Raw genomic sequence first — 18,605 nt, 5'->3', positions numbered from 1 at the left:
TTTTCAATCTCGGGCCTTTTTTATAGCTTACGACATGTCCGTGACACTCAATGCCGGCTCATCCATGGAAAAGAGCTTCAATATGTACAGCGCATTTTCCAGGGATGTTCTTTTTTGTTCACCTGACATGACACTCACCTTTTAAATCCTGCTCCCTATTTATTTTTATGTCTTAATTTTCGTATCCACCTTTATTGCATCGTTGTATTAAAACAAAACAAAACAAAACAAATTCCCGCAAAAACGAATGATGAGCAAAGTGATTTCCTGAAGTATTCCTTATCGCATTAACTTTATGTTAGTTGCCAATATGCGGATTCTTATTTTTGCACATTTGAAAAGTTATTTGCAATCATGCAAAATAGAAAGGACACAAATTATATTTGAAAATATGAAAACGTTGTCTTTTTGTGGGGAAATGATGATTTATGGGATTGGCATGCATCTTGCAATATTGAAAAGATATAAAGCATGCCGTCAGAATTGAAAGAATGCGAGAATCGGAGGAACACACATGCACTGGGATTGGAAAGGTGTACTGCAACCTATCAGGCTTTTCGTTAATTCTGATATGACGGTGAAAGAGGTTTTTGCACTTCTGAAAGAAAAGGAGGCAGAAATAGGTTTTGTTCAGGAAGACGAAGGGATTGTCGGCTATGTTACCGCTTCATCCCTTTTGGATCAATTAATGGGTGAAGGAGGCGCTCCAAACAGCGAGATTGTTGTGGAAAGGGACTTTTTGTTCGTCCACGAGGAAGATGTTGCCAAGTATATTCATAACTGTGCAGTGGTTATCGGAGCGGATTCATCAAACAGGCCGACAGGCTACATGTTTATGGAGAGGTTGAACCGGTATTTGAGCGAGGTTCAATTAAAAAGCTTTAATGACGCTCTTAACAATGCTGAAATGGGCATCGTCGCGATGGACCCGTCCTTTCATGTCATCTTCATGAATGAAAAGGCGGAGCAGATTTTAGGGATGAAAAAGTCGATCATCCAGGGGCGGGATTATCGGAAGTTGATCCGGATCGAGGCGTCGCTCGATGAAGTGCTCAGGGGCCAAAAATGGTTCGGGATAGAAAACACTTTCAATTTCAAAGTCATATCCGGACAATTTTCCCCCATTTATGAAAACGGCAAAATAACCGGTATCATCCATAACTTTTATTTGAAGGATCAACTGGAAGAGGCTGTGCATGAAATAGATTTCGTACGGGAGATGAATGAGGATCTCCAAGCGATTTATTCATTGTCCAATGAGCAGATTTTAGTTGCGGATTCAAATGGGACGATCACCAGGATTGCAGGGGCATTCTTCAGCAATTTTTGGGGCGGTATCGAACGCGAGGAGCTGATTGGGAGAAATGCAGCCGAACTGGAAAGAAGCGGCATTTTCACTCCAAACATCATTTCAGCCTGCATAGAGAAGAACGGCAGGGTCATGCTGTCCCAAGAGGGTAGAAATGGAACAGTGCTTTCCACGGCAACCCCTGTCATGGAAGAAGGAAAGATTAAAAGAATCATCGTATTGTCCAAGGATGTGTCAACAGAAAAAAAATCTTTCATCACATCTGAAGCCGCTGAAGTTCATAATGAAGCGGTCATTTACAGGTCTTCCGAAATGGCCGCCCTCATGGAAGAGGTGGAATCGGTTGCACCGCTTGATTCAACCGTTTTAATCACAGGCGAATCTGGTGTGGGAAAAGAAGTGATTGCCCGCAGGATCCATCAATTGAGCAATCGTGCTTCCGGCTCATTTGTAGCCATCAATTGTGGAGCCATTCCGGAACATTTGATTGAAAGCGAATTGTTCGGACATGAAAAAGGAGCATTTACAGGGGCAGATTCGAAAAGGGTCGGGCTTTTTGAGCAGGGGCATGATGGAACAGTCTTTCTGGATGAAGTGTCCGAACTTCCCTATGCACTGCAGGTAAAGCTTCTCCGCGTCCTTCAGGAGAGAGAAGTCATCCGCGTCGGGTCCACCGTGCCGGTAAAAATCAATGTAAGAGTCATTGCGGCAACAAATAAAAACTTGCGGCAAATGGTTCAGCGAAAAGAATTCCGTGAAGATTTGTATTACCGCCTTCATGTCGTGCCGATCCAAATTCCGGCTCTGCGCAACAGAAAAGATGACATTTCACCATTAGCAGTAAACTTCCTGGAAGAACTGAATGAGCGTAACGGTTATGAGAAAAAAATTTCGACCAATGCGCTGAATCTGCTTGAAAGCTATCAGTGGCCGGGCAATATAAGAGAATTGAAAAATGTCATTGAAAGATTGATAGTCGTTTCCAGGGGAGAGGAAATTTCGGAAAAGGATGTCTACCGGGTGTTATGGGAGACCGATTCAATGGAACAGGGCTTTTTGACGATCAAAGGGATCATTCCATTGAAGAAGGCGGTCGAAGAGACGGAAAAGCAGCTGATCGAGCTGGCCGTGGAAAAATACGGCACTGCAACGGAGGCTGCAAAAGCGCTCGAAGTCAGTATTTCAACCGTCAGCAGACGGATGAAAAGATTCAATGATGGCCTTGGTTCGGGAGGTGCTGCTCATGATCTTCTTTTCTGAGACAAAGTTCGATTTTTGTGGAGATGAGTATATTTTTGGCGAAATTTCCCGGGAAATGAAGATTGAAAGCACGTTAAAAGCCTTATCGATCACAAAAGAATTAAGCAGAAGAAACATTCCGGGTATCATCGAGATTTATCCGAACAATACATCTTATCTAGTGAGATATGACCCGAACGTAATATCGCCCCATCATTTATTGGATTATTTACGTAATGTCGACAGGATGAAAAACGAGGAAGAAAGCTTGAATGTGGACGCGAAAATTATCGAAATCCCTGTCCTTTACGATGATGAGGAAACAAGGAAAATTTCTTTGCAATACTCCAAACATCATGGGGGAAGCAAGGAATCCAATTTTGACTACGTCATGAAGCTTGGCGGGTTTAAAAGCAGGGAAGAAGTCATCCGGCGCCATTCCGATCCTCTGTATTTGGTGACAGCTATTGGATTTAAGCCGGGGACAGCCTGGTGTTTTCCGTTGACTGGTTTGGAGGCCGACATGATTGAAGTGCCAAAATATAAGAGTCCCAGGCCGTTCACACCTGAAAGGGCGGTCAGTCTCGGAGGCGTCTTTACGGTCGTATATCCGTCTGACTCTCCCGGAAGCTACCAGCTGATAGGGATGTCTGCGGTTCCTGTGTATGATGTCTATCAAAGGTTCGCTCCATTCAAAGAGAGCTATGTCCTTGCCAAGCCGGGAGATCTCTGGAAATATAAGCCCGTTTCAAAAGCGGAATATCAAAACATCCGCGAACAGGTCATCAACGGAACGTACGAATACAAAGTGAAGCCTGTATCCTTTTCGGCCGCGGAATATGACGAAATGGGAGCAGAGTATATAAAGAAACTGAAAGAGGAGTTCGACCGATGATTGAGCTTATAGAACCAGGCATTCGCACAACGATTCAGGATATGGGAAGGACGGGCTACTACCATCAGGGAGTTCCGCCGGCTGGGGCAGCGGATAAATTTTCTTTCATATTCGGGAATCTCCTTCTCGGGAATCCGCGTCATGCAGCTGCACTTGAAATGATGGTAAAGGGTGCGAAAATTGAATTTCATAAAAAAACGACTGCAGTCATCACTGGAGCACCTGTACAGGTTTTTTTAAACGGCAAGCAGCAGCCGATGTGGACGGTGTTTGAAGTTCAAAAAGGCGACCTGTTGGAAATCGATTACATTAAAAAGGGGCTGTTCAGCTACTTGTGTGTGTCCGGCGGACTCGATGTTCCGGAAGTGTTGGGAAGCAAATCGACATGCCTTGCCAGTGTCTTCCCTGGAATAACCGGAAGAATTCTGCTGGCGGGCGATAGAATTCCTCTTTCTGAGCCGCTTCCCGGAGCCGCTCAGTACATTGGAAAGGAACTGATCCGGGAAGCAATCCCTGAATTTGGAAAAACTGAAACAGCACATGTTGTACTGGGAATCACCTGTGATTTGATCAGGGATGAAGGGCTTGTGTCTTTCTTGAACAGCCATTGGATCATCCAGCCCCAATCGAATCGGACGGCGTGCAGGATGAAAGGCGGCCATATCGGTTATGCAGATATTGAACCGACATTCGGATCGGGAGGAACCCCCGGAAATATCGTTGATATTCCGTACCCTATCGGTGCCGTCGTTGTTCCAAATGAGGAAGAAGTGATCACTTTGCTGAACGATGGCACAGGAGGCGGAGGTTTCGTAACAATAGGAACCATCATATGGTCAGATATCAGCAAGCTTTCGCAAATGAGGCCGCTGTCAAAGGTCAGATTTCAGGCGATTACAGTGGACCAGGCAATTTTGATCAGACGTCAGAAAGAGAGATTGATAGAAAAAGTGGCAGCGAGTATATGAAACTTCATGACTTAAAGGCGGTGATGCACTCACAAGGGATAAAGCAGCCATTGGAAAATGAAATAATTTAAACTGATTAAAACGGAGGCGAAAATATGAGCAAGATGACGAAAACAGGTTACCATGTTGCAGTTGACGTTGGCGGAACTTTTACCGATGTGTTTGTTTATGACGAAAATACAGGAAAGATGTTGGTAACGAAAACCTCTTCCACACCGTCTAATCCTGAAAAAGGGATTTTGAACGGTATTCTAAAAGCTGAATTGACAGGCGATAAAATCAAAATGTTCTCACATGGAACAACCGTGGGAACGAACGCATTGATTGAACGCAAACTTCCAAAAGCAGCCCTTGTGACTACAAAAGGTTTCCGTGATGTACCGGAAATCCGCCGCGGAACAAAGCTTGATTTATGGGATGCATACAATGATGTGGCAGAGCCGTATATCAAACGGAGAGACCGCTTTGAACTTGATGAACGTGTAGGGTTTGACGGAACCATGTTGAAAGAGGTCAGTGAAGATGAAATCCGCGAGCTTGCGAGAATTTTAAAACGCCGTGAAGTGGAAGCAATTGCCATCTGTTTCATGAATGCCTATGTAAACGCCGAAAATGAAAGAATCACAAAGGAAATTTTACAGGAAGAGCTGCCTGAGGCTTATATTTGTACTTCTTCAGATACCCTTCCTGAAATCTTTGAACACGAGCGTATGAGTACGACAATTGTAAACGCTGTACTTGGACCAACAGTAAGCAAGTATATCAATACACTTGAAGGAAATATGAAAGATCTCGGATATGATGGTGATATTATCGTTCTTCATTCGGGTGGCGGAGTCATGACGTCGCAGACCGTTCCTAAATATGCTGCAAGACTTGCAAGTTCGGGAATTGCTGCCGGAGCGATTGCAAGTAAGCATATCGCCAACCTTTGTGGATTTAAAAACGCGATTGGACTTGATATGGGCGGTACAAGTACGGATATTTCGTTAATGTATGACAATGAACTGCGGATAACGAAAGACTGGTATATCGAATACGGTTATCCGATTGGATTCCCAAGCATCGAAATTTTAACGATTGGCGCCGGAGGAGGAAGTATTTCCTGGATCGACGATGGAGGATCTTTGCGCAACGGCCCTCACAGTGCAGGGGCGGATCCCGGACCGGCCTGTTATGGACAAGGCGGAGTGGAACCGACAAACACGGACGCCAACCTTGTGCTTGGACGCTTGAATACTAAGCTGATTGACGGCCAAATGGAATTGGACAAGGACCTGTCAGTAAAAGCGATTGAAGAACGTGTGGGCAAACCATTGGGATACGATATCCATGGTGCTGCGAACGCGATGATACAAGTGGCAAACGCAAACATGTGCGATGCGCTTAACCTGATTTCCGTCCGCCGCGGTTATGACCCGCGTGACTTTGCCCTGGTTGCGTTCGGCGGGGCAGGAGCACTTCATGGAGCAGATCTTGCGAGGGAAATGGAAATCCCGACAGTCATCGTTCCGGCACATCCTGGCGTTGCGGCTGCAATGGGCTGCCTGCTTGTTGACGTGAGGCACGATATTTCCAAGACCTATTTTGCGAATGCCGCGGAAGTGACAAAAGAAGAGCTGGAAGCTGAATTTATAGAAATGGAAAAAGAAGCGACAGAACTATTGGCTGAAGAAGGTATTGAAGAGAAGCGGATGCACCTCATCCGTTACATTGATATGCGTTATGTCGGGCAATGGAGAACACTTTCCGTCACAATCGACCGCCCGATCATGTCATTGGATGAAGCGATTGAAAGGTTCCACCTTGAGCACGAGCGTGAATATGCCTTTGCCGACAGGGAAAAAGGAATTGAAATTTACGGAATGCGTGTAGAAGCGATCGGTGCTGTCAATAAGCCGGTCTTTGCCAAAGAAGAACCGAAAGGGAATCTTGAAGATGCGGTCAAAGAAACTCGTGATGTGTATTTTGAAGAAGCCGGCGGAATGGTCGAGTCGAGGATTTACGACCGTACGAAAATCCCTGTGCTGTCAGAATTCAGCGGTCCGGCTGTTATCGAACAGCTTGATTCAACCATCGTTGTACCGCCTGACTATTCAGTCAAAATTGATGAATACCGCAATATCATCATGAGCCGCAAATAAGAAAGCAAACGAATAGTTTTAACAAAGCTGCGAAAAGGGGAGATATGATGTTTAATGTCGATACGAAACTCGATCCGGTTACATTTGAAGTATTGAAGAACGGATTTGTGAATCTGGTTGACCAAATGTCGGAGCAAGTATTGCGTACATGTTATTCATTCGTTATTTATAACCGTGACTTCAGTTCGGCGCTATGTGATGCTGAAGGGAACACGATCATGCAAGGAACTCAAGATATTTCCGTTCATGTCGGGACGCTTCATTTGACGGCGAAGGCGGTCATTGAAGATTTTGGCGACGATATCCATCCTGGAGACGTCTTTATCGTTAACGACCCGTACCGCGGAGGAACTCACTTTAATGATACGCGGATCATCCGGCCTGTATTTTACGATGGAAAATTGATATCCTTTATGCAGGTGAACGGGCACTGGGCGGATATGGGAGGCTCCACTCCGGGTTCGTTTGATGTAAACGCCAAGACTCACTATGGGGAAGGAGTAAGGATTCCTCCGCTCCGCATTTGGAGCAAAGGGGAATATCTGGAAGATGTGGCCACCCTCCTTGTTTCTAACATGCGTGTTCCTGAAGAGCGGCTAGGGGACCTCCGTTCACAGGCAGAGGCAACAAAAACTGGTGAGCGGCAACTGATCACGTTCATTGAAAAATATGGGCTTGATACGGTGCTGACCGCTTTTGAGGAAGTGCAAAACTATGTTGAACGCCTTACCCGCGCGAGGGTAAAAGAGCTCCCGGACGGTGTATGGGAAACGACCGACTACATCGATATGGATCCGGAAGTGGGCGACGGACTGATCCCAATCAAAGTGAAAATGACGATTAAAGACGATGAAATCTTTTACGATTTATCCGGCTCACATGAGCATATTGCCTGCTTCCTAAATTCGGCATTCGGTTCATCCTTGTCAGCTGCATATGCAGGAACAAAGACGTTCTTCCCGGATATCCCATTGAACTCAGGTTTTTACCGCGTTGTGCATGTTGATCTTCCTGAAAACACGGTTGTCAACGCAAGCTGGCCAGTAGCAGTAACTGGTTTCTGTTCTGGCGCATATGAGAAAATCATGAACGCATGTTTTGAGTTATGGTCCAGCATCATTCCGGAACGGGCATTGGCATGCTCCTTCAACTTGGAGTACCTGTTGATTGGCGGAGATGATAAGCGTGAAGGCTATAATAATTACTTTATGTGGTACGACTGGATGGCGGGAGGACATGGGGGTCGCAGCACGAAAGACGGGGCCAACGCAACTTCTCCGGTATTCGGGGTTGGGCTCAGTATCCAGCCTTGTGAAGGGCAGGAGCGGCTCTCCCCGGTTGTTACAACGAAACATGAAATTGTCACCGATTCCGGGGGTCCAGGCCAATTCCGCGGCGGCTGCGGCGTAGAAAAAGGCGGAATATTGACAGAAGCGCACGATGCTGTCATGTCCTACTGCTGTGATAGATCCCGCTCCGTCACATGGGGAATTTTCGGTGGACTTCCGTCGACACCTCACGGGGTTAAACTTCAAAGAAATGGAGAGGGGACGGAGTTCCTTGGAACAATCTTCTCCAATGTGAAAGTCGGAAAAGGCGACTACTTTACACGTCCATCTGCCGGTGGAGGGGGACTGGGTGATCCGCTTGAAAGGGATCCTGTTGCAGTCCTCGAAGATGTCATTGATGAATATGTCTCCATTGAACGTGCCGAAAAAGACTACGGAGTCGTCATCAAGGAAATCGACCGTGAAATCGATCTTTTTGAAATAGACGAGGAAGCAACAGCCAATACACGTGAATGGATTCGGTTGAATCGTGAAAAATGGCTGGAGGAGGACCCTGAAGCAGTCATGGAAAAATTCCGCAATGGGGAAGTCGACCTTTTGGACTTGATTCGCCGCTACGGAATCATCATCGACCAGCAAACAGGAGAATACCTGCCAAAAACAACAGCGCAAAACAGGGAAGCGATGAAAAAACGTTCGTTGGCGTATTGGAAATAAAATAAGTGAAGGAGCTGTCCTCTGGGGCAGCTCTTATTTTGTGTTTACGAGAGCATTTTATAGGGCAGTATTTAGAAAGGGTATTGATTTTCAAGTATATGGAAGGCGGTTGAATTTATATGAAATTAATAGATAAGGTGGCAATTGTAACAGGAGGAGCAAGTGGAATTGGTGAAGCGACTGTTCGACTTTTTGCTGAAGAAGGCGCAAAAGTGGTCATCGCTGATTATTCAGAGCGGGGAAGAGACCTTTCAGAGGAATTGAATAACAGCGGATATGAAACGCTTTTTGTTAAGACAGATGTTACAAAAGAGGAAGATGTTAAACAGATGATCAATGAAACCGTGAATACATACGGAAAGCTGGATATTATGTATGCAAATGCAGGTGTTGCTGATGATGCGCCGGCACATGAATTGTCATATGAAAAATGGAAAAGAACCATAGATATTAACCTGTCAGGAGTATTTCTTTCCGATAAATATTCGATTGAGCAGTTTCTTAAACAAGGGACAGGCGGTGTCATTGTCAACGCCGGCTCTATTCACAGCTTCGCTTCATTGCCCAATCCTACAGCCTATTCTTCTGCAAAAGGCGGCGTAAAGCTGTTAACTCAAAATTTATGCACAGCTTATGCAAAAGATGGTATTCGTATTAATGCAGTTTGTCCTGGTTATATTGATACACCTTTGCTTAAAAATGTTGATCCCCAAACGAAGGAGTATTTAGTTTCTCTTCATCCGCAAGGCAGACTTGGAAAACCGGAAGAAATAGCAAAAGCTGTCCTATTCTTGGCAAGTGATGATGCCAGCTTTGTGAATGGGACGACGCTTCTTGTGGATGGCGGTTATACCGCGCACTAATAAGAGGATATAAAAAAGAGCGACCGCTGGTCGCTCTTTTTCAAGTGATATTAAAGTGATTTTTGAACTTCCAATACAGCTTCTTTCAAGATCCTTGCAAATTCGTTTACTTCCTCTTCATTGATGCAAAGTGGAGGAGCAAAAACGATTGTATCTTTATCCCAGAAAACAACGTTACGGAGGATGAGTCCGCGCTCTCTAGCTTCTGCAACTATTTTTGGAGCAACTTTTTCTGGGAAACGCTCGCCAGTTTCTTGGTCTTTAACAATTTCAAGCGCCCCAAGCAGACCCAGGTGACGAACTTCACCGACGATGTTCGATTCTTTTTGAAGTTCTTTTAATTTATCTGCGAGCAAGTCACCCATTACTTTGGAGTTTTCAACCATGTTTTCGTTTTCCATGATTTCGAGGTTTTTCAAACCTACTGCGCAAGCTGTTGGATGTCCGCTGTAAGTGAATCCGTGAGACAATACTCCTGGGGAAAGTTCGATCAATTCTTTGTGGAGGAAGTCACGGAATACGACTGCACCCAATTGAACGTATCCACTGGAGATACCTTTAGCCAAAATCATAACATCAGGAACGATGTCATAGTGTTCGCAAGCGAACATTTTTCCTGTACGTCCAAAGCCGTTGATGACTTCGTCGGCAATGAACAGGATGTCATTTTCATCACAGATTTTACGGATTTCCTGGAGGTATCCTTCTTTAGGGAAGTTTACCCCGCCGGCACCTTGAATTGGTTCAGTCAAAAATGCAGCAATTGAATCTGCGCCTTGTTCTTCAATGACTTTTCTGAATGCATCTGGATCATCCGGATCGATGTGAATGAATCCTGGTGCCAAAGAAGTTGTAAATTCATGGAATGCTTCGATTCCAGTAGCGCTTGTAGATCCGGAAGCGACTCCGTGATAAGCCTTTTTACGAGCAACGATGTTTGTTTTTTCAGGCTTGCCTTTTACTTTCCAGTAGTGACGTACCAATTTATACGCTGAATCGTTTGATTCGGAACCGCCGGAAGTTAAGAAAGATGCGTTTAGATCGCCAGGTGCCAATTCGGCAACTTTCGCTGCAAGACGAATTGCAGGTTCGTTTGAAAATCCTGTAAAGCTGGAAACGTAAGCACATTTCTCAATTTGTTCTTTTGCAACTTCTGCAATTTCTTTTCTTCCGTATCCGATGTTTACGTTCCAAAGGGAAGACATACCTTCAATGTATTTTTTACCGTTTACATCCCAAACGTGGACGCCTTCGGCTCTGTCAAATATGATAGCTGGACCGTTTTCTTGCTGGTCTTTCAAAGAAGATGATGGATGGATGAAATACTTCTTGTCCAATTCAACCAATTCTTGTCTTAATGCTTCATTGCTCATTAGAATCGCTCCTTTTCAATGTTGTTACTATGAAATTGCTCTGCACAATTATATATTATATCCCTTTGTTTTTGTAAAAGAAAGGGGAGTACACTCTTTTTTTGTAGAAATCCTGTAAATTCCCCAAAAATTTCTTAAAATGCGTTGTTTTGGCAACCAAAAAGGCAAATTAATCCCGATTGTGTCCGAAAACTGCTCTTTTCGTAAAATTTCAACTTTCAAGCTTTACGCGATTTCTTCGGATGATTCTGCAGAACCAAGCTGAAGCTCCGGAGGACGCTGCTTGAATCCTTTCGTCAAGAAGAACAGATAGACGACACCAAGGGCAAACCAAATGCTTCCCAATACCTTTGAATGGATGTCCAAATTAAGGAGCAGCCAAAAGTCAAGTACAGCCCCAATGCCGGGCAGGATCAAATAAAGTATGGTCCCTTTGAAAGAACGCTCTTTTTTACGGAAGAAATAATAGACAATGACTCCCACGTTAACGCTTATAAAGGCAATAAATGCCCCGAAATTAATAAAAGAAGCAACAAGTGTCAGGCTCAAAACGAGCGAAAGAAGAGACGCCGTACTGATTAAAAGAATATTGTTTATCGGTGTTTGGTATTTGTGATGAAGCTTTCCGAAGAATTTCGGAAGCTGGCCATCGCGGCCCATCGCAAACAACACACGGGATGCACTTGCCTGGGATGACATCGCAGATCCAAAACAAGTGCAAAAATAAACTGCCAGGAAAATGGATGCCAATGTTTTTCCGCCGACAAACGTGATAATTTCATGGGAAGCGGAATCCGGGTCAGTAAAAGCAGTGTAATCCGGCCAAACATTATGGGCAAAGTACGAGACGGACATGAATATGACCCCGCCTACAAGGGTGATGATAATGACGGCTTTTGGAATCGTTTTTTTCGGATTGATCGTTTCCTCCGCAAAAGCAGTTGCGGAATCAAAACCAAGAAAAGAGAAGCACAGTAAAGCCGCTCCAGCAACAATATAAGAAAAAGACTGTTCAGGGTTGTAAAAAGGTTCGAAATTAAAAATAGTACCTGTACCTGTTCCTCCCAATATATCTTTGGCAGATAACCCAATAAAAATGAGTATGAACAATATTGAAGAAATACTGATAAAAGCGTTGGCCATTGTAGCCAGTCTGATTCCTCTCACGTTGACAAAAGTAACCAATAAAAGCATGCCTAAAATCCAAATATAGGTTGGAACGGATGGGAAGGCTGCAGAGAAAAAGATTCCAAACAGCAGGTAATTGACCATTGGAATAAAAAGATAATCCATTAGTATGGCCCAGCCAACCATGAAACCGACGGATGGGCTGATCGATTTTTGCGTATAGGCGTAAGCAGAACCGGCTGACGGGACCACTTTGGCCATTTGTCCATAGCTGTAGGCCGTAAAAAGCATAACAATCAATGCCAATAAATAAGAACCTGAAACCATTCCGTGTGATATTTCGGCAGCAACACCATACGTGCTGAACACGGTTGCAAGGGCCATAAAGGAAAACCCGAAAAGGACAACCGGGAGCAGGGTGAGTGAGCGCTTCATTTTTTCTTGTTGCATGTAAATCCTCCTGTTTTAGAACTTTGAATGATTGCTGGCTTGTTTAATAGGGAGGAGTCCCCTACAGGGCCCTGTCCATATTATCCGCTTTCATTTTTCATCCGCCTAAAAACGGATATGCGTTAATGAATGCAATTTTTGTGCCATCTATAAAAAACTTTCAAAAGTTCTTCTCGATGCGTAATAAAGAAATTGACTGCTGAATTACTCGAGTATTTAAATTCATATTCGAATCGTTTTTGCATAAAAATATTCAAATTTGCATAACAAGGTGTTTCCATGCGTAATTTTTAAAAATATAAATCATTACATTGATTGGAACGGACGATAATAAGCTGAGAAAATGATTCCAGACTATGAATTTTATTTTATATATTTCCAATGCATATTTTAACAAAAGGAATCGGTTTGCAAATTTATATTGACAGCTGTTTAATATAAAGGTAATCTTGAAAGCAAGACGTACAAAATTTACTTTCCGGATTAATTACCTTTTTTCGGTTCAGGTAAAATAGTGCGCAACCTTATCACATCGTTAAATAAGAAGACTGCCGAATCTGTCAGCCAGCGGCTCTAACCGCGGGACGAACGCAGAACAAACCAGTCGTACATCTGCCCCTTCTTTTTCGATGGGCCGATGGCGGCTGGTTTTTTTACGCCGGTTTTCTGATTCAACGGACAAATGATTCTTGGGAGGAAAAGGAACATGTGTCTCGCTAAATCAGGTTGTAAACTATGCGGCAACTGCAAAGGCTCCAAAGCGGCAAAAAACGATAAGAAAAAGTAAGGAGCCAAAGACAAAGAGGGCAGGGGAGATGATCCCCGCCCTCTTTGTCTTTGTATAGAAGGGAAGAGGAGCAAAGTATGATTTCTTGGGTCTGTTGGTGTTGTTTGCAGGCGTTGGGCTTCTTGCCGATGCCCGCGCAGGGGAGAAAAGCCGTTGCGTGGTCGTTGGCTGGTCGTTGGCTCGCGTCGCCAATGCCCGTGCAGGCGAGAAAAGCCGTTGGGTGGTCGTTGGCTCGCGCCGCCGATGCCTGTGTAGACGAGAAAAGCCGTTGCGTGGTCGTTGGCTCTGGCAGCCAATGCCTGCGCAGGGGAGAAAAGCCGTTGCGTGGTCGTTGGCTCGCGCCGCCGATGCCCGTGCAGGGGAGAAAAGCCGTTGGGTGGTCGTTGGCTCGCGTCGCCAATGCCCGTGCAGGCGAGAAAAGTGTTCGCGCGGTCGTTGGCTCGCGTCGCCAATGCCCGTGCAGGGGAGAAAAGCCGTTGCGTGGTCGTTGGCTCGCGTCGCCAATGCCCGTGCAGGGGAGAAAAGCCGTTGCGTGGTCGTTGGCTCGCGCCGCCGATGCCCGGGCAGGCGAGAAAAGTGTTCGCGCGGTCGTTGGCTCGCGTCGCCAATGCCGCGCAAGCTAGAAAGGATGGTCTATGGCTCCTACCGCCAGAGCCTGCATAAGAGATAAAAGTGACGCCGCTCAAATTGTCTCCCGTTGCCCATTCCTCCACAAGTCTCATATCCCTAACCCGATCACTGCCAGGATAGTCCTCATCCGGGAAGTAGCACGCTCCATCGGAAAAAACCCTCGGCATTCATATCCGAGGGCTCATCTACTTCAATTTATACTTTCTGCTTTTTTCTTTCCTTGTTCAATGGCAGCCGCTGCCAGCTTTTGAATCGTCATATCGTCCATCGGCGGATTATGCAGGCCGGCCCTTACATCACGGTAATACCTTTGAAGCGGATTGGAGCGCTGCAGGCTCTTGGCTCCGGCCACGCGCATCGCTTTATCAACGATGGAAATCGCCGAGTTGGTTACGGTATGTTTCACCGCTCCGAGTTCGTTGGCAATCAGCGGCCGCCGCTTCTCATCATCGTACGCTTCTGCAACATGATAAAGGAAATGTCTTGCTCTCATCAGTTCAAGTTCAATTTCACCCAATAAACGCTGGACATTAGGCAGTTCGCTGATCGTTCCTTTGATGCTGTTTGGAGAATGCTCATTGGCAAATTGGATGGCGTAATCCCTTGCGGCTTGGGCGATGCCAAGATAGCAGGCCGGAATGTGCATGACCCATCCGTTGATTTTATTTCCGCGCGGTCCGTCATTGATTTCGACAAGCATGGAATCATCCACTTTGACGTTTTCCAAGATCAGGTCATGGCTTTCCGTGCCTCTCATGGAGATGACGTCCCAAGTTTCTTCAATCGAAAGTCCTTCTGTATCCTTATGCAATAGGAAAAATCCGATTGCCTCTTTTTCCTCAATCCAGGCGGAGGTGAGGAAATAGGTCAATGCCGGAGACATCGTCGTAAAATTTTTCCTTCCATTAATGACCCAGCGGCCATCCTCCTTGACTGCTGTTGTCCCCGGGCGCCCGCCCCTTGTCGGGCTGCCGGTCTGGGCTTCACTTACAGCGCGGTTCACAAGTGCTCCGTCCAGCACTTCTTTAGCGAAAAAATTCAATCGGTCATCCGACCATAGCTTTTTCTCGTAAAGCTCGCCGACTGTTCCGAGGTGCCACCCGATGGAAAGTCCGGTAGCCGCATCAAAGCTGGCGATCGTCTCCTGAAAAAGCACCATGTCATATACTCTTAATCCTTCTCCGCCGTATTCCTTCGCCAAAGTCAAACTGGTATATCCCATCTTGACAAGCTCTTGAATGTTCTCTTTAGGAAATTTTGCCTGCTCATCTGTCTCGGCAGACCTGCTTTTAAATTCCGCTTCCTTTTTATATAAATAATCCAGCCATTGCTTTTGGATGCCGTTTTTTATAAATAAGTCTTTCATCTCTTCACCTCTAATATTGTATATGCATAAGATGCTTAAAATTAACAAATCCTATTAGTTTTATTGGTTTTAATCTTATCGGAATTGATTTTAAGCGTCAAGCATTACTCTTTCAGTGGGAAAAAAGGTTTAATCCACACTTTACAACTAAGAATAGTTATGTTAATCTTTGGGATAAATTTAAGAATAAAAAGCAGGGATCAATATGATTGAATTAAAAAATATTAACAAACAATTTCAAAAAAATCATGTGTTAAAAGGAATTGATCTCGAGGTGGAAAAGGGGGATGTCTTGGTCATTGTCGGCCCGAGCGGCTCCGGAAAGACTACCTTGCTCAGGTGTATCAACTATTTGGAGAGGCCTGATGAAGGTTCCATCACAATCGACGGCTTCACTGTCCGAGGGAAGCATGCTTCAAAACGTGATGTGCTCGAATTGAGAAGAAAGACGGCGATGGTTTTCCAGCATTACAACCTTTTTAAAAATAAAACGGTATTGGAAAACGTGATGGAAGGCCTTGTTGTTGCAAAAAAAATTCCCAAAAAGAAGGCAAAGGAAATCAGTGCCTCCTTATTGGAAAAGGTCGGTTTGGGAGAAAAAATCAATGAGTATCCTTCGAAGCTTTCGGGAGGGCAACAGCAGCGTGTAGGCATTGCCCGGGCGTTGGCTTTGAACCCGTCCGTCATATTATTTGACGAACCCACTTCAGCGCTTGATCCCGAGATGGTTGGCGAGGTGCTGGCAATTATTAAACAGATTGCCAATGAAGGGATCACGATGGTTGTCGTTACTCACGAGATTGATTTTGCCCGGGAAGTGGCAAACCGCGTCGTGTTTATGGACGGGGGACATATCGTCGAGCAAGGCTCGCCGGAAGAAGTATTAATTCATCCGAAGCATGAGCGGACGAAAAGATTTTTAAAGAGACTGGTCAAAGAACCGGATTATGCAATTTAGGGGAGGAAAATGGGGATGAAGAAATTTTGGGCAGGAGCGGTGGCATTATTTGGACTGATATTACTTATTTCGGGCTGCTCCCAAAGCACGGCAAAAGAATCGGATGGAAAAAAAGTGGTCAAAGTGGCGATCAGCGACGAAGTCAATCCGCCATTTTTATATGCCGATGAAAAAAATGAACCAATCGGTTATGACATGGATTATATGAAGGAAATAGAAAAAAAGCTTCCGGATTATAAGTTTGAATATATTTGGGGCGAGGAAGAATCCAACCTTGTCGGCGTAGACACGGGAAAATATGATTTCGCCATCAACTGGTTCTTCAAAAATCCGGAAAGACAAGAAAAGTTTTTATATCCGGAGCATGAGTTCGGCTACTCTTTGACAGCTTTGGTAACGAAAAAAGACAGAGATGACATTAAAGCATTGGATGACATGGTAGGGAAAAAGTTTCCGCCGGTTTCGCCGAGCGGCGGGCTGAGGGCCATCTTGAATTCCTATAATGACCAGCATCCGGACAATCCGCTGACATTGGAAAGTATGGATTCTCCATCAAATGCAGAGAACTTGAAAATGGTGGACAAAGGGAAAGCGGACGCCATGTTTATCAATGTAACGACATTCAATGAAATACAAAAAGAACTAAATCTTGATCTGAAAATAGCCGGCATCATTTCAAAAGAACCGATTTATACGGTTTACAGCAAAGAAAACGCAGACCTTGCGAAAGAGATTGATCAGGCCACTGTAGAGCTGACAGAAGACAGCACCTTATCAAAGCTCGCCGAAAAATGGTTTGGAGTAGACTTCTTCCAGGATCTTGAATATATCAATGAAGAAGGCTTTGACTTTGAGAAATAATCCGACTTTCCGTATTGGGTTGCTCAGCGGCTCAATACGGATTTTCATTAGGTGGTGAATGTAAATGACTTCCGGGATAGCCGGCTGGATTGATTTATTTATAAAGGTGCTTGAAAAGCTCCCGCTCACTCTTCTTATGCTGGGGCTGTCTTTATTCTTTTCTATTATTCTCGGTGTGTTTGTTGCCATTATCCGGATTCAAAAACAGCTTGTCCTCTATCAATTGGCGACCTTTTATCTGTCTTTTACAAGATGTACACCGTTGCTTGTCCAGTTGTTTCTTGTTTATTTCGGACTTCCGCAGCTGCTGTTGGCTTTTAATCTTGACATCAACAGCTGGGACCGGCTTGTATTCCTTGTCATCGCGTTTTCGTTTCATACGGCGGCTTATTTATCTGAGGTGTTCAGATCTGCGTACCTTGCCGTTGGCAGGGACCAGCTGGAGGCTGCATACAGTGTCGGGATGAGTTACCCGCAGGCGCTGTTCAGAATCATATTGCCGCAGGCATTTGTGATCTCCCTGCCAAATCTGGGGAACAACATTATTGAACTGTTAAAAGATACGTCCTTGGCCTTTACGATCGGCATCATCGATATTATGGGCCAGGTTAGAATAATCCTCGGTAACAACCATGGGATGGGAATGTTCCAAATCTATGTTGTGATTTCGTTGGTATATTGGGGAACTTGTATTCTGATAGAAAGTGTCATCGGTTATTTGGAAAAAATATTTAAAAAAGGCCGGGTCAGTTTATCAAGGCAATAGAGGGGAGGGGCGACGTTGCTTTTGTCTATCATCAATCTGGAATTTGCGCTTGAACAATTTCCGGAGGTTTTAAAAGGGGTGCCGGCCACACTGGCCATTGCGGTTGTTGCCATGATTTTCGGGCTGGCTTTCGGACTTTTGATTGCCCTGTGCAGAATATATAGAGTCCCGGTGCTGAACCGGTTTTTTATCGTCTATATTTCCTTTATCAGAGGAACACCGCTACTTGTCCAGCTTTATGTGTTTTTTTATGGTGTGCCTGTCCTTCTCGATTTTTTGAATGAGCAACTGGGTACAAATTTCGATGCTTCGAACATATCTCCATTGATCTATGCCTTTATTGCCTATACATTGAACACTTCGGCGTATCAGGCGGAGATTTTCCGTTCGTCGATCAATGCCGTCAGCGCCGGGCAGATGGAAGCGGCGCATTCAGTCGGAATGACGACAGCGCAGGGGCTTTGGAGAATTATATTGCCGCAGGCTTTTGTTGTGGCCCTTCCCAACTTGGGTAATACATTTATCGGACTCATTAAAGCCACTTCACTGGCATTTGCTGTAAAAGTGGTCGAGATTTTGGCGATAGCCAGAATTATTGCCAACGACGGCTACAGGTTCCTGGAAATGTATCTGGTTGCGTCACTGATCTATTGGGTCATCTCCTGGTTATTTGAAGTGTTGTTTGCGGCTGCCGAAAAGAAAATGAGGCGTTATGAAGAGCGGGTCGAAGGAAATGCGGCGTAATGTGAAAAACCACTGGAAAAGTTCATAGAAATGAAGCAAGCGGAAAAATGATTTGTTTTTCCGCTTGCATTGTGTTTTAGTATTCTCCATTTAAAAAAGTTGCAGATTCCCGTCAATC

14 protein-coding genes are annotated in these 18,605 nt (G+C 44.9%); 10 read left to right on the top strand and 4 right to left on the bottom strand.

Annotation, left to right across the window (positions count from 1 at the left end):
- Positions 1-514: 514 nt before the first annotated feature.
- The 6 genes from FS666_RS07760 to FS666_RS07735 all read left to right on the top strand — a co-directional run bounded on the left by FS666_RS07760 (position 515) and on the right by FS666_RS07735 (position 9,424).
- Positions 515-2,569, top strand: coding sequence for a sigma 54-interacting transcriptional regulator (locus tag FS666_RS07760; protein ID WP_120073108.1), 2,055 nt, complete (start codon positions 515-517; stop codon positions 2,567-2,569).
- Positions 2,553-3,443, top strand: coding sequence for a 5-oxoprolinase subunit B family protein (locus FS666_RS07755; protein WP_144461237.1), 891 nt, complete (start codon positions 2,553-2,555; stop codon positions 3,441-3,443). Before FS666_RS07760 ends, FS666_RS07755 begins: the two co-directional genes overlap by 17 nt.
- Positions 3,440-4,411, top strand: a complete 972-nt coding sequence (locus FS666_RS07750; RefSeq protein ID WP_144461238.1) for a 5-oxoprolinase subunit C family protein — start codon at positions 3,440-3,442, stop codon at positions 4,409-4,411. The genes FS666_RS07755 and FS666_RS07750 overlap by 4 nt, the downstream gene beginning before the upstream one ends.
- A gap of 95 nt (positions 4,412-4,506) precedes the next feature.
- A complete protein-coding gene (locus FS666_RS07745) occupies positions 4,507-6,555 on the top strand; it encodes a hydantoinase/oxoprolinase family protein (protein ID WP_144461239.1) in 2,049 nt (682 codons plus the stop codon).
- Between the two features lie 47 nt (positions 6,556-6,602).
- Positions 6,603-8,561 (top strand): hydantoinase B/oxoprolinase family protein, encoded by a 1,959-nt coding sequence (locus FS666_RS07740; RefSeq protein WP_144461276.1) that lies wholly within the window; start codon positions 6,603-6,605, stop codon positions 8,559-8,561.
- Between the two features lie 119 nt (positions 8,562-8,680).
- Entirely contained in the window at positions 8,681-9,424 is a 744-nt protein-coding gene (locus FS666_RS07735) for an SDR family NAD(P)-dependent oxidoreductase (protein WP_144461240.1), read from the top strand.
- 50 nt (positions 9,425-9,474) lie between these two features.
- Here FS666_RS07735 and FS666_RS07730 read toward each other — a convergent pair whose 3' ends face one another.
- The 4 genes from FS666_RS07730 to FS666_RS07715 all read right to left on the bottom strand — a co-directional run bounded on the left by FS666_RS07730 (position 9,475) and on the right by FS666_RS07715 (position 15,158).
- The gene (locus tag FS666_RS07730) at positions 9,475-10,797 is read right to left on the bottom strand and encodes an aminotransferase family protein (protein ID WP_144461241.1); all 1,323 of its coding nucleotides are present in this window, start codon (positions 10,795-10,797) and stop codon (positions 9,475-9,477) included.
- Positions 10,798-11,022: 225 nt separating this feature from the next.
- The gene (locus FS666_RS07725) at positions 11,023-12,375 is read right to left on the bottom strand and encodes an APC family permease (protein ID WP_144461242.1); all 1,353 of its coding nucleotides are present in this window, start codon (positions 12,373-12,375) and stop codon (positions 11,023-11,025) included.
- 573 nt (positions 12,376-12,948) lie between these two features.
- On the bottom strand, positions 12,949-13,875 hold the full coding sequence (locus tag FS666_RS07720; RefSeq protein WP_144461243.1) for a hypothetical protein: 927 nt from the start codon (positions 13,873-13,875) through the stop codon (positions 12,949-12,951).
- A gap of 107 nt (positions 13,876-13,982) precedes the next feature.
- Positions 13,983-15,158, bottom strand: coding sequence for an acyl-CoA dehydrogenase family protein (locus tag FS666_RS07715; protein WP_144461244.1), 1,176 nt, complete (start codon positions 15,156-15,158; stop codon positions 13,983-13,985).
- Between the two features lie 205 nt (positions 15,159-15,363).
- On the opposite strand from FS666_RS07715, the gene FS666_RS07710 reads away from it, so the two are divergent.
- The 4 genes from FS666_RS07710 to FS666_RS07695 all read left to right on the top strand — a co-directional run bounded on the left by FS666_RS07710 (position 15,364) and on the right by FS666_RS07695 (position 18,487).
- Positions 15,364-16,116 carry an amino acid ABC transporter ATP-binding protein gene (locus tag FS666_RS07710; protein WP_144461245.1) on the top strand — a complete coding sequence of 251 codons (753 nt, stop codon included), beginning with the start codon at positions 15,364-15,366 and terminating at the stop codon, positions 16,114-16,116.
- 15 nt (positions 16,117-16,131) lie between these two features.
- Positions 16,132-16,977: a transporter substrate-binding domain-containing protein gene (locus FS666_RS07705; protein WP_144461246.1), complete on the top strand. Its 846-nt coding sequence runs from the start codon at positions 16,132-16,134 to the stop codon at positions 16,975-16,977.
- Between the two features lie 64 nt (positions 16,978-17,041).
- On the top strand, positions 17,042-17,743 hold the full coding sequence (locus FS666_RS07700; RefSeq protein WP_144461247.1) for an amino acid ABC transporter permease: 702 nt from the start codon (positions 17,042-17,044) through the stop codon (positions 17,741-17,743).
- 15 nt (positions 17,744-17,758) lie between these two features.
- Complete coding sequence (locus FS666_RS07695; RefSeq protein ID WP_244943871.1) at positions 17,759-18,487, top strand: amino acid ABC transporter permease; 729 nt, start codon at positions 17,759-17,761, stop codon at positions 18,485-18,487.
- The last annotated feature ends 118 nt before the right edge of the window (positions 18,488-18,605 follow it).

It is taken from the genome of Siminovitchia fortis, from assembly GCF_007681465.1.
Classification (GTDB): Bacteria; Bacillota; Bacilli; order Bacillales; family Bacillaceae_C; genus Siminovitchia; species Siminovitchia fortis.
This window is presented reverse-complemented; position numbering and strand designations above follow the sequence as displayed.